Origin of the sequence: Candidatus Sodalis pierantonius str. SOPE, assembly GCF_000517405.1 — a bacterium.
In the GTDB taxonomy this organism is placed as follows: domain Bacteria; phylum Pseudomonadota; class Gammaproteobacteria; order Enterobacterales; family Enterobacteriaceae; genus Sodalis_C; species Sodalis_C pierantonii.
In genome coordinates this window covers 896,540-909,424 of sequence record NZ_CP006568.1, presented here as the reverse complement: position 1 = coordinate 909,424, position 12,885 = coordinate 896,540, and the positions used below count along the sequence as shown (strand labels likewise).

Here is a 12,885-nt window from a genome sequence, read left to right as displayed (position 1 = left end):
TTCTGTTTCTTTAAGCAGGGGGATCCAGGCCGCCGCGCGCATCAAGCGCGTGCAGATCATCGCAGCCGCCCACATGCTTGCCATCAATAAAAATCTGCGGCACCGTGGTGCGGCCGCTGCGCTTAATCATCTCTTCCCGCAGATCCACGTCGCCATCGATGGGGATTTCCTGAAACGGCACCTGTTTGCGGGTGAATAACGCTTTAGCTCGATGACAATAGGGGCAGGTTGCTTTGGTATAAATTTCGATATTGGCCATGGTCTTCCCTTCTTAATGGAAAAAGAGTTATTTACCCCGGACCAGCGGTAAATTTTCCCCGCTCCAGCCGGATATGCCTTCTTTAAGCACATAAACTCTCTCAAAGCCGACTTTGATCAGGTTTTGCGCCGGATCGCGCGAGGTGGTGCCGCTGGCGCAAACGACAATGACCGGTTTACCCTTCGCTTTCTCCAGCTCGCCCAGATTGCCGGATTTGATGTCCGACGCCGCCAGCTTCAGGCTATTGGCAATATGCCCTTTACGGTAATCATCCCGGTTGCGCAGATCAACAATCACCGCGTCTTCCTTGTTGATCAGGCGGATAGCTTCACCGCGGGCGATGTCGCCCACCTTGGAAAACCGGCTTTGGAAAGTGGTAAAAATTACGGCACCCAAAAGGACCACCCACGCTAAACTAAGCATGGGATGATTGCCGACAAATTGCATAATTTCTTGCATGGGGTGAAAAGACTCCTGTTAGTAAATGTCCACACGTCAAAGCATTCGAGTATACCCTCGCCGTCGGGCAAATTCAGCCAATATACCGATACATCGCCAAAAAACTGACGGCAATGCGCGTCTCGACGCAAAAATCTCGGATGAAATCGATGCCAAAGCGTTAATAGATGACTGGTAAGCCGCTGTTCAACGTGAAATAATCGCCGCCATGAGGGAAAAAGCACCGTTGAAAAATTCATATCCTATGCGCGCCGGCGATCGGCAGCGCGCCACCGGATTCAGGTATCGTCTATGCGCCGGTATGCTTTACGCCGGCGCACTGCTGTCGCCTGTCGCCGGCCACGCCGCGGATAACAAGCAGCAGTTTGAAACGGTGCAACAATCTATTCTCGCCAAAGAAAAAAGCATTCAGCAACAGCAAAAACAGCGCACCGCTTTGCTCGGCCAACTCAAGCAGCAAGAGCAGTCCATCGCCCGCTCCTCCCGCGCCCTGCGGGATACCCAGCGCACGCTGGAGACGCTGAACCGCGACATCGATCGGCTGACGCGCTCCCTACGCCAGTTGCAGGACCGTCAGGCCGCGCAGCAGAAATTGCTGGCACAGCAGTTGGACGCCGCTTTTCGCCAGGGGCAGCATTCCGGGCTACAGTTGATCCTCAGCAACGAGGAAAGCATGCGCAGTGAACGCATTCTGGCCTATTTCAGCTACCTTAACGAAGCGCGCGCGAAAACCATTAATGATCTGCGCCAGACCCGTACCGACCTCGCGGCGCAAAAGCGCGAGCAGCAGCAGAAACAACAGCAGCAACAGCAGGTGTTGCAGCAGCAACAACAGCAACAGCAAACGTTGCAAAGCGCCCGCGCCGCGCGTCAGAAAACCTTGAGCGGCCTAAATTCGTCTATCGCGGAAGATAAGCAGCGTCTGGCGGAGCTGCACCAAAACGAGGCGCGACTGCGCGATACCATCGCCCGCGCGGAGCGCGAAGCGCGGGAAGCGCAGCGGGTGCGAGACCGGGAAGCCCAGGCGAAAAGCCGCGGCAGCACTTATAAACCCAGCGCAAGCGAGCTGGCGCTGGTCGCCCGTACCGGCGGCCTCGGTCGTCCGGCGGGACAAGATCTCTGGCCGGTGCGGGGCCGCACGCTGCACAGCTTCGGCGAGCCTCAGCAGGGAGAACTGCGTTATAAAGGGCTGGTGATTGCGGCGCCGGAAGGCAGCGAGGTGAAAGCAATCGCCGCCGGCCGGGTACTGATGGCCGACTGGTTGCAAGGTTATGGGCTGATGGTCGTGATTGAACACGGCAAGGGCGATATGAGCCTGTATGGTTATAACCAGAGCGCGCTGGTCAACGTCGGCGACCAGGTCAAGGCCGGGCAATCTATCACCCTGGTCGGCGCCAGCGGCGGCCAGGGCACGCCGTCGCTTTATTTTGAAATTCGCCGCCAGGGCCAGGCGGTCAATCCCATACCCTGGTTAGGAAGGTAGTTTGTCGATTAAAACGTTCAGCACCGCGATAGTCATACTTCTGCTGCTGGCAAGCGCTGTGGCACAGGCCGGGAAATTGGCCATCGTCATTGATGATTTCGGTTACCGGCCCGCGACCGAAAATCAGGTATTGACCATGCCGGTCAATATTTCCATCGCGGTGCTGCCCGATGCGCCCTATGCCCATGCGATGGCGGTGAAAGCCCACCAACAGGGGCGCGAAATCCTGATACATTTGCCGATGGCGCCGTTGAGCAAACAACCTCTGGAACGCAATACGCTTACGCCGGCGATGAGCCGCGAACAGGTGGCGGACATCATTCACCAGGCGAGCCAGAAAGTGCCTTACGCCGTGGGGCTGAATAACCATATGGGCAGCGCCATGACCTCCAGTCTCAGCGGCATGCAAAACGTCATGCAGGCATTGAGTCGCTATTCCTATTATTTCCTCGATAGCATGACCATCGGCAACAGCCAGTCGGTACTCGCCGCCGCCGGCACCGGGCGTTCGGGTGCTCAAACGGCGGGTATTCCTGGACGACACCGATAACGAGGCCAACATCCGCGCGCAGTTCAACCGCGCGGTGACCTTGGCCCGCCGCAACGGATCCGCTATCGCTATCGGTCACCCCCATCCCGCCACCGTGCGCGTGCTGCAACAGATGCTGCCGTCCCTGCCCGGCGATATTGTGCTGGTGCGTCCGAGTATGCTGCTCAACGAACGGCCCGAGCCGGTTACCGCGGCGGCGCCGGTGGGCAAACCGGCGCCGCCGCGCCGGCCTCCTTTCCGCGGCGTGCCCTACTGTTCGAGCCGCCAGGCGCAGCCGCCGGTCTATGCCGACGCCATGGTAAGCGCCATCGCATCAAGCGTCGCCGAGACCTGGCGGGGGATTTTGCGCGATGAGACCACGCCCGAGACAGGTAAGCTTGATCTCGGTAAACCCGACGCAGGCAAAACTGGCGTCGGTAAATAGCCGACCGACAAACCGCGCGACCCGTTCCAGCCCTTCAGGCGAAGGGGAGGTCTTGCCAGCGCAAGGCCGTCAGGGGGAAAAAGGTAGCCCGCTTGCCCCCCCCCCCTGGAACCGCGACCGCAACGCCGTACGTTTAGCCGGCGCAACTCGCCATTTTCCTGCCCGGCGACAACAACCGGCGATCGCCACCTTACCGCGGTGACATAGTGTGTGGTTGTGCATCTATGTTACTATGCGCCCAACTTATGGATGGTCTGTCCGGTGGGAAAGCATGACGATGCCACAAGGTCGGTTGAAAATTCTGCTGTTGGATAACGGCAAAGAATGGGGCGGCGGCACCAACAGCCTGTTGGAGCTTCTCAAACGTATCGACCGCGACCGCTTTGAGATTACGTGCTGTTTTTACCATAATTATCGGCGCGACAACGAAGAAACCATCGGCGACGTCCTGAACGCCATGGGTATTCCGACGCGGTTCATTGTCCAGCGCCGGCAGCCGTTTTGGGCCAAACTGAGCAAGGAGATCTTGCGCGGCCTATTGCTGTTCAACGCCGACTGGCGCAAACGCGCCGTGCAAGCCATCGACCAGCGCTGGCGCGTCGCGCCGAACGCCCGCCGTATTGCCGACCTGCTGCGCGCAGGGAAATATCAGCTGCTGTATATGAACAATCAGCCCAACTCCAATGTAGCAGGGTATCTCGCGGCCGAGAGCCTACCGGTAGCGATGGTGCAACATTGCCGCATCGAGCCGCTACTCGACCCGCCTATTGTCGCACGCGTCAACCGGGGCGTGCGCTGCGTCATTGCAGTCTCCGACGGCGTGCGGCAAACCCTGGTCCAGGGCGGCGTCCGTCCGGCGTTGTGCCAAACGGTGTTCAACGGCATCGATATTCACCAGCCGCTGCCGGATGGCGCGAGACTACGCGAGTCCCTTGGCGCCGACGCGCGCACTTTTCTGTTCGGCAGTATCGGTTCGCTCATCGCGCGCAAGGCGCATGACCATACGCTGCAGGTGCTGGGGGCGTTCCAACAGGCCCACCCCGACGCACGCTGGAAAATGGTACTGGTGGGGTGGGGTAGCGAGCAGACCAATCTGGCCCGCCAAGCGGCGCAATTGGGTCTCGGCGATCGCGTGATCTTCACCGGCTTTCAGCGCAATGCCATGGAATACCTGGCCGCCTTCGACACGCTGATACTTGCCTCGCGCAGCGAGGGGCTGCCGCGGGTGGTGTTGGAAGCCATGCTGCTCGGGACGCCGGTCATCGGCTCAGCGGTCACCGGCACCGCCGAATTGGTGCGCCATCAGGACACCGGCCTGCTCTTCCCCTATGGCGACGTGGCGCAGTTGGCGCACCATCTGGCCACCCTTTACAGCGACGCCGACCAGCGTCGTTTGCTGGCCCGGCGCGCCAATGAGCGCCTTCGCCGGCAGCTTACCATTGAAAACTATGTCGCCGGCGTCGAGGCCATACTCGTAGGCGGATATTCATCCTGAGATTGGGTATGTTTACTTTGTTCAATGCCAAATACCGCCGCATCCGCGCGCGCCACGACAGGCCCTATCAACCGGTCGCCGGCGGTTTGCCGGTCTCGTCGGTGGTGATCCCCTCCGTGGGCGCCGATTATGTTGAGGAAGCGCTGCTCAGCGCGACGTTTGCCGCGCTCTATGCGCCGGACTTGGCCGAGATAGTGATCGTCACCGATCAGAGCGCCGCCGCCTTTCTCGCCCTGCCGGCCAAAACCCGCGTCGCCACGCTCAGCGATGAAACCCGCGGCGGCGATTACCCCTATAAGCAAATTTTTCTCAGCCGCCTGGTCAAAATGCAGGCACCGCTACAGGCCCGCACCGATGGCATCCTGATGATCGATTCGGATCTGAATTTGCTATCGATGCCGCATATTGCGCTACATGATGATCATCTCTACTCCAGCTTTCGCCGCGGGAAAATGATCGACAAACTGAGCGGCCTCGCACCGGAGGCGGTGCCGGCTTATTATCGCGATGCGGTGCGGCCGAAACTGGTGGACCATGTTAACGGCGCCTTTCTCGCCGCCACCCGCCAGACCTGACTGCGCATGTGCCCGATATGGATCGCGTTTTTCCGCGACACCTGGTCGCGCATGGCCGGCTCCCAGCCGCCGACCGATCAGCTGCCGCTGGCGGCGATGCTGGATACGCTGGACATCCGCACCGTCAATCTGGGCGAATGGATGAACTGGCCGGTGGCGAAACGCATTGGCGGCACGCCCTCGGTCATTTCACCGCAGATGGTGGGGGCTCACGGCGGCTTCCCTCTGTCGGAATGGCAGAAATATCTGCAATCACGGGAGACCCCGCTGCTGTTCAAACCGCAAACCTACACCCGTAAAGTACGTTATCTAAGCGATGAAGAACGGCTTGCGCGTGCTGCGGCACCGCATTCGCGGTCAACCGGGAAGATATAAAGCCGGGGGAGGAAATGCTATGATAAGACCGTTATCAGGAGCTGACGTTGTGCCGGCTCCGACAGTCACGCAAGGGTAACCCATGATAGTTGTCACTGGTGGGGCCGGTTTTATCGGCAGTAATATCGTCAAGGCGTTAAATCAGATCGGCTACAACGATATTTTGGTGGTGGATAACCTGAAAGACGGCACCAAATATGCCAATCTGGTCGACCTCAATATCACTGATTATATGGATAAAGAGGATTTCATCGCCAGTATCGTCGCCGGCGATATTGATGCGGTATTTCATGAAGGCGCCTGTTCTTCCACCACCGAGTGGGACGGCAAGTACATGATGGATAACAATTATCAGTACTCTAAAGAACTGTTGCACTATTGCATGGAACGCACCATTCCCTTCCTGTACGCCTCTTCCGCGGCAACTTACGGCGGTCGGACGGAAAACTTCATTGAGGATCGGCAGTACGAACAGCCGTTGAATGTTTACGGCTATTCCAAATTTCTCTTCGATCAGTATGTGCGTGCGCTGTTGCCGCAGGCCGAGTCGCAAATTTGCGGCTTCCGTTATTTCAATGTGTATGGCCCGCGCGAAGGGCATAAAGGCGGCATGGCGAGCGTGGCCTTCCATTTGAATAACCAAATCAACGCCGGTGAAAATCCAAAACTGTTTGCCGGCAGCGAAGGTTTCAAACGCGATTTCGTCTATGTGGGCGACGTGGTGGCGGTAAATCTTTGGTTCTGGCAAAACAGCGTCTCGGGGATTTTTAATTGCGGCACCGGCCGAGCAGAATCTTTCCAGGCCGTCGCGGACGCCGTGCTGGATTATCATAAAAAAGGCCAATTAGAATACATTCCGTTCCCTGAAAAACTGAAAGGGCGCTATCAGGCCTACACCCAGGCGGATCTCACCCAGCTACGCGCCGCCGGCTATCAGCAACCGTTTAAAACCGTCGCCGAAGGGGTCGCGGAATATTTACGCTGGTTGAACCATAACCGTTGATATCCTTCAGGGCACGAAAGAGAGCGACGGCATGAAAATACTGGTGATCGGACCATCCTGGGTCGGCGATATGATGATGTCCCAGAGCCTGTATCGCCTGTTGGCGCAGCGCCATCCCGACGTGCAGATCGATGTGATGGCCCCGGCCTGGTGCCGCCCTTTGCTTAACCGCATGCCGGAGGTCAACCAGGCGCTGGCGATGCCGCTCGGCCACGGCGCCCTGGCGCTGGGGGAGCGCCGCCGGCTGGGGCGGGCGCTGCGGGAAAGCGGCTATCAGCAGGCGCTGGTCTTGCCTAATTCGTTCAAATCAGCGCTGGTGCCGTTTTTCGCCGGCATCCCGCAACGCACTGGCTGGCGCGGCGAGATGCGTTATGGTCTGCTTAACGACATCCGCACGCTGGATAAGCAGGCCTTTCCGCTGATGGTGCAGCGCTACGCCGCCCTGGCCTTCGATCGCCAGGAGATGCGCAGTGCAGCCGATTTACCCACGCCGCTGCCCTGGCCGCGCCTGACGGTCAGCGCGACGGACATCGATCTGGCCCTGAGCACTTTTGTGCCCGACGGCGCGCGCCCGTTTATCGGCTTTTGCCCCGGCGCGGAATTTGGCCCCGCCAAACGTTGGCCGCATTATCATTATGCCGCGCTGGCCGAGGCGCTCATACGCCGCGGCTATCAGATAGCGCTGTTCGGCTCCGCCAAGGACCAGGCGGCTGGAGAGGCGATAGGCGCCGCGCTGCCCGCGGAGTGTCGCGGCCACTGCCACAACCTGGCCGGCAAAACTTCGCTGGAGCAGGCGGTAGCGCTTATCGCCGCCTGCCAGGGGATCGTCAGCAACGATTCCGGCCTGATGCATGTGGCCAGCGCGCTGGACCGTCCTCTGGTGGCACTGTACGGTCCCAGCAGTCCGGATTTCACCCCGCCGCTTTCCCACCAGGCCCGGGTGATTCGCTTAATCAGCGGTTACCATAAAATACGAAAAGGTGACGACGAACAAGGCTATCATCAGAGCCTGATCGCTATCCAACCTGCCCAGGTGCTGAGCGAACTGAAAACATTATTGCCCCCCTGAGAGGAGAATTAATGCAGGTTCTGATCGTCAAAACGTCCTCGATGGGTGATGTATTGCATACGCTGCCTGCGCTGACCGATGCGGCGCACGCCTTGCCGGAGATCCGTTTCGACTGGGTGGTGGAAGAAAATTTCGCCCAGATCCCCACCTGGCATCCGGCGGTGCGGCGGGTCATTTCGGTGGCGATTCGCCGCTGGCGTAAAAACTGGTTCGGCACGGCCACGCGGCAGGAGCGCTGCGACTTTAAACGGCAGTTGCAGCAAGAGCGTTACGACGCGGTTATCGACGCGCAGGGCCTGATGAAAAGCGCCGCACTCGTCACCCGCGTGGCGCGCGGCGAAAAACACGGCCTTGACTGCAAAAGCGCGCGCGAACCCTTCGCCAGCTGGTTTTACCACCAGCGGCACGACGTGAGCAAGCAACAGCACGCCATAGAGCGCATCCGCCAGCTGTTCGCCGCCAGTCTGGATTACCCGCTTCCCACAACAGCCGGCGATTACGCCATTGCCGGCCACTTTACCCCTGCGACCGGCGGCGAAGCCTACCTGGTCTTTCTGCACGCCACCACCCGTGCCGGCAAACACTGGCCTGAAGCCCACTGGCGCACGCTTATCCAGCTTGCCGCTGACGCCGGTTATCGCATCAAGTTGCCCTGGGGGACGGAGCAGGAGCAGCTACGCGCCCGGCGTCTGGCCGAGGGATTTAGCGCCGCGAAAGTGCTCCCGCCATTGTCGCTGGCGGAGGTGGCGGCGCAGCTGGCGGGCGCGAGGGCGATTGTGTCGGTGGATACCGGCCTCGGTCATTTGGCCGCGGCCCTCGACCGGCCGAACCTGACGCTGTACGGCCCTACCGATCCCGGACTTATCGGCGGTTACGGGCGCCACCAGCAGGCGCGGCGCGCGGACGACGGCAATATGGAGAGTCTGACGGCGGAGCACGTCTGGCGGACGTTGCAACCGATGCTGCCGCCAAAGGAACAGGGATAGCTCATCATGAATTATCTGTTCATCTTTCTGCTGCTACTGCCGGTGAAGCTGCTGCTAAAGCTGATTCAGCGGCCTACGGGCAAAAATCTGGTTATCCAGACGGCGAAAATCGGCGATTACGTCAACATTACCCCGCTGCTGCGCCATCTGAAGCGGTCGGACGCGCTGCTCAGCTGCACGGTCCAGCCGCTAGCGGAACATGACGACACGCTGGCGAAGTGCCTGTATATCGAAGACTACAAGCAAAATCTGTTTAGCAAGATCCGCCTGGGCTTACGGCTAATAAACCGCTATAGCCACGTCTACCTGCTGCATCCCAACAATGGTAATTTGTTTTATGCCGCCCTGTGCAACGCGCCTAACAAACAGTTTCTCAGCACCTACACGCGGCGCTGGTACCACAGGTTATTTTATCTCACCGCCAGCGGCGTGGTCGAGCATCGGCGCGATACGCTGACCCTGCAAAACTATCTGCGGCTGGCGGACCGCTCCCTTAGCTGGCGCAGCCAGCCTAAACACGCCACCTCACCGCTGTGGAAACCCTCAACGCCACGCCCGGAGCTGGCCGTTCCCTCTGATACCCTTAATATCGGCATCAGCATCTCCGCCGGGAATAAAGCCAAGACGCTGCCGCCGTCGGTGTGAGGAGAAATTTTTACGCTGCTGGCCAGCCTGCCGTGCCGTTATTATGTTTTCGGTCCCGCCAATGAACAGGGCTATCTTGATGCGCTTATTCGCGACGCCGGCGCCGAGGCGGATATCGTCAGCCTGATAGGTTTGCTGCCCCTGGAGGAGGTCCCGGATACCATTCACCGCATGGACTGCTAGATCGCTACCGATTCCGGCAATATTTATATTGCCGATGCGTTACGTGTACCGGTGATCTGCTTTGCAGGTCCCTGCGAGGCTGAAGAACAACGGCCGCTAAACAATGCTCTGATAATTCGCCCCGACGCTATTGCTCCCTCATCTTTTGTCTTCGCCGCGCTGTATCATTTCGCTCACCCGGCGACGGAAATTTACGCGCTAACCGCGGAGGGTCGGGTGAATATTGTCAATTTTGTGGGGAGCCTGCCCGCCAGACAGCGGCTGACCGCTAAGCGGTCGGATGCGCCTGCCTCTTGAATGGTCCCTTTGCTGTCTGCGCTAACCTGAACGCTATGGCGTAAGAATCGAGAAATGAGCACATTTTTTAAGCAGATATACCGCTATACCCGACCGCGCGCTTACCGGCACAACGAAAACCTCTGGCCCTTTTGCCGCATCACCCGCGCCTCGACGACAGGCGACATCACCCAACTGCGCTATAAGGGGCAGCCGGTGCCGCTGGTGCCGCTGACCGACTGGCATCACCGTTTCAGCAGCGATGCGCTTATCACCGCCACCGGCCCCTCGATCAACGAGATGGATTTCGCCGGGCTGCCGCCGATGACCGTCGTGGGCGTAAACGGCGCTTACGCGCTTAAGGATCGGTTGGATTTTCAATTGTATATCATCGTCGATATGAGCTTTATCGACCGCCGCACCGACGTTGTGCGGGCCATCATTGCCGATCCGATGCTGACCTTATTCACGACCTTGCACGGTATCGCGCGGATTATCGATCGGTTCACGCTGGCGGCGGTGCGCTGCCGACTGGCGCTGATTGAAGACGCCTGTTATCGCATCTATCAACCCCGGGTACCCGGCGAGGGTGTAGGCCGTCACTTCGGCCAGGAACCCCACATTCGGTTCAGTCCGGACCATCCTGATATCGCCTTTACCACCGATATTCGCAGCGGCATATTCGATGCAGGCACGGTGGTGTTCTGGGCGCTGCAAATCTTGCTTTATCTGGGGTTCACGCGTTTGTACATCGCCGGGCTGGACATGACCAACTTCCACCAGCCACGCTTTTATGAAACCGATCATGATAAGCTGCCGTCGTTCCTGGCGGAGAAATTTGCATCGATCATTGTTCCCGCCTTTACTCTGGCCAGCGAGGTGCTGCACCACCACGGGGTAGAGGTGAAAAACTTATCATTGAACAGCGCGTTAAGCAGCGAGACTTTCGAGAAGGTCAGTTTTGATGATGCTTTTCAGGATTAGCGTTTATGCGGAGAAGGGCTTCGAGGTGTTGTTTCCGCTATTTCTTTTCTCCAGCGCTATTTTTTGCGGTTATACGCGAGTCAATAATCTCTTTCACCTGTCCGCTCTGTGCCTGTTGGGGATGCTGGCGGGCAATCACGTCCTGCGACGTCGACTCTTCAACGACCGCCGATTCAATACTGGGCTGTCGCTGACCGCTTTGATGCTGGGCTACTTTTGCCTTACCACGCTATGGTCCGCCCAGCCAAACGACCTGGTTTCCGACCTCACCCACGCTCTCTATCTGCTGCTGTTTATGATTATGTACCGATCTATGGTCCTTCAGGGCCATCGGTCGATCGCGCTATGGGCCGTGGCCGCCGGGATGATGGTGCTGGTAGCGCTGACGTTTTTGACCGTCAATACCCAGACTATCCTAAGCAATCGCCTGACGGACGGTTTTTTCGGCGCGCCGGCTAACGTTATCGATCTGGCGGGCTATTTCGCGTTGGGCATCTTTATGTGCCTTATCATTATGCGCGACACGGGCGCGCGCTGGCTCTATTTGCCGGTCGCCATGCTGTTGCTGGCCCTCTTGCTTACCCAAAGCCGCGGCCCTTTGCTGTCGTTGCTCTGCGCGCTGGCCGTTCTGTTGACCTTACGATCGTCAGTGTGTCGGCGCCATCTCGTGGTGGTGGCGCTGATAGGGGTAGGGGTGGCAGCCCTGCTGTTTATGACCCGCTTTGGCGATATCTTTTTGCAGCGCATGGCGAACGGCTACCTGCAAAGTTTCATCCGTTTCGGCATTTGGCGCCACACGTTGGAGCTGGCGGCGCAAAAACCCTTTTTCGGCTGGGGACTGGATGAACAGCTGCCGTTTATCAACCTGTTGGGCGATAGCATCACCACTACCCATAGCCTGTATCTGGCCGCGCTGCTGAAAGGCGGCGCAACCGGCGCATTGCTGCTGGCGCTGGTCATAAGCTACGGCTTCATCATGGCCAAACAGCAGTGCGATCGTCATCAGGGGCTGGAGGGGGCGCTATTCCTGTTCGCCGTCGGGTTTTACCTTACCCAGGGCATGTTTATCATCGGCAATCCCAACGTCGCCTGGTACATGTTCTGGTTCCCGCTGGCGGTGGTGCTGACGCTGCCGTCGCCCGCCCCTCAGACCGAGGTTGCCGATTGCCCCAGGCGGTGCTGATAATACTGCGCCAGAGTCATACCGATTACCCGGTTTTGCAACCCGTCGAACAGCACCTCCAAATCGTGATATAGCCGCTCTATGGCGGCCTTGTCCTTGAACGTCGGGCTACCGCCCGGCATAAACTCGGACGAATGTAGCATAAACTCCACATAATCACTTCCGGCGGCCATGAGGCGCCAGAACGTGAAATATCCTCGGGATCGATAAAATAGGCGCGATCGGGAAAATGACGGTAATTGCTGCCGCCCGCCCCTGACGGCGCGCCGGGGGAGCGACTCCAGTCCACCCGCGGAGTGACGGAGCAGTCCACCTGATAGCCCAGCTCAAGCAGCATCGCGGCGTAGCGCTCGTCAAACGCCCAGCGGCCGGCGCGATGGCTTAACATCTTTGTCTGGAAAGTCTCTTCCAACAGCTGCGTCATAAACAGAATTTTCTCCCGCATCACCGCCTCGGGATATTCAATCAGGTAAGGCTTATGACGCCCGTCATTGCCGGTGAGATCGTGGGCAGGCGGGCTATTCCAGGCGTGCAGATGCATGCCGATTTCCGCGTTGCCGCGCGCTATGGCGTCGCGGGCGAAGTCCACAAAGGCGTCGTCCATCGCCATTTCATAATTGGTGAGATACACCGGCTTGAAGCGATACTTTTCGCATAATGCCTGGAAACGCGGCAGAAAACGGGCGTTTTCGGTAGTAATATGCCCATGGTTTTGCCAGAGATTGTCGCCTTCTGTGTCTATAGTAATAATAAAAGCAGGGGTAGCCATACCGAGTCCAGTCTGAAATCAGAGAAATCCATGTTACGCAGCCGCCGTTAACAGCGCAAACTGGATTGTTCGCGATAATCTACCCAACAGGTGCGCCAATGTGATGGATACCTTCATAGACTCGATGAAACTTAAGGAGATTTTCATCTCGCCTTAGGGTAGGATCA

General features: G+C 58.5%; 9 protein-coding genes and 4 pseudogenes. 10 read left to right on the top strand and 3 right to left on the bottom strand.

Annotation, left to right across the window (positions count from 1 at the left end; genetic code table 11):
• Window positions 1-10: 10 nt before the first annotated feature.
• On the bottom strand, window positions 11-259 hold the full coding sequence (gene grxC / locus SOPEG_RS04735; protein WP_025244485.1) for a glutaredoxin 3: 249 nt from the start codon (window positions 257-259) through the stop codon (window positions 11-13).
• A 27-nt stretch (window positions 260-286) separates the two neighbouring features.
• Window positions 287-718 carry a rhodanese-like domain-containing protein gene (locus tag SOPEG_RS04730; RefSeq protein WP_025244484.1) on the bottom strand — a complete coding sequence of 144 codons (432 nt, stop codon included), beginning with the start codon at window positions 716-718 and terminating at the stop codon, window positions 287-289.
• Between the two features lie 244 nt (window positions 719-962).
• Here SOPEG_RS04730 and envC point away from each other — a divergent pair, with 244 nt between their 5' ends.
• The 10 genes and pseudogenes from envC (at window position 963) to SOPEG_RS04680 (ending at window position 11,949) form a co-directional block, all read left to right on the top strand.
• Window positions 963-2,201, top strand: coding sequence for a murein hydrolase activator EnvC (gene envC / locus SOPEG_RS04725; protein WP_051419486.1), 1,239 nt, complete (start codon window positions 963-965; stop codon window positions 2,199-2,201).
• Between the two features lies 1 nt (window position 2,202).
• A pseudogene (locus SOPEG_RS04720) lies at window positions 2,203-3,175 on the top strand (divergent polysaccharide deacetylase family protein).
• A gap of 277 nt (window positions 3,176-3,452) precedes the next feature.
• Complete coding sequence (locus SOPEG_RS04715; protein WP_025244482.1) at window positions 3,453-4,670, top strand: glycosyltransferase; 1,218 nt, start codon at window positions 3,453-3,455, stop codon at window positions 4,668-4,670.
• 8 nt (window positions 4,671-4,678) lie between these two features.
• Window positions 4,679-5,620 (top strand): annotated as a pseudogene (locus SOPEG_RS04710) (hypothetical protein).
• Between the two features lie 82 nt (window positions 5,621-5,702).
• Window positions 5,703-6,623: an ADP-glyceromanno-heptose 6-epimerase gene (gene rfaD, locus SOPEG_RS04705; protein WP_025244481.1), complete on the top strand. Its 921-nt coding sequence runs from the start codon at window positions 5,703-5,705 to the stop codon at window positions 6,621-6,623.
• 31 nt (window positions 6,624-6,654) lie between these two features.
• Entirely contained in the window at window positions 6,655-7,692 is a 1,038-nt protein-coding gene (gene rfaF / locus SOPEG_RS04700) for an ADP-heptose--LPS heptosyltransferase RfaF (RefSeq protein ID WP_038468248.1), read from the top strand.
• An 11-nt stretch (window positions 7,693-7,703) separates the two neighbouring features.
• Window positions 7,704-8,678 (top strand): lipopolysaccharide heptosyltransferase RfaC, encoded by a 975-nt coding sequence (gene rfaC / locus SOPEG_RS04695; protein WP_025244480.1) that lies wholly within the window; start codon window positions 7,704-7,706, stop codon window positions 8,676-8,678.
• 6 nt (window positions 8,679-8,684) lie between these two features.
• Window positions 8,685-9,803, top strand: a pseudogene (locus SOPEG_RS30770) (glycosyltransferase family 9 protein).
• 54 nt (window positions 9,804-9,857) lie between these two features.
• Window positions 9,858-10,766: a sugar glycosyltransferase gene (locus SOPEG_RS04685; protein ID WP_025244479.1), complete on the top strand. Its 909-nt coding sequence runs from the start codon at window positions 9,858-9,860 to the stop codon at window positions 10,764-10,766.
• Window positions 10,747-11,949, top strand: coding sequence for an O-antigen ligase family protein (locus SOPEG_RS04680; protein WP_025244478.1), 1,203 nt, complete (start codon window positions 10,747-10,749; stop codon window positions 11,947-11,949). Before SOPEG_RS04685 ends, SOPEG_RS04680 begins: the two co-directional genes overlap by 20 nt.
• Here the strand turns inward: SOPEG_RS04680 and SOPEG_RS04675 are convergent.
• Window positions 11,913-12,718 (bottom strand): annotated as a pseudogene (locus tag SOPEG_RS04675) (polysaccharide deacetylase family protein). The gene SOPEG_RS04680 and the pseudogene SOPEG_RS04675 sit on opposite strands and share 37 nt — an antisense overlap.
• Window positions 12,719-12,885: the final 167 nt, after the last annotated feature.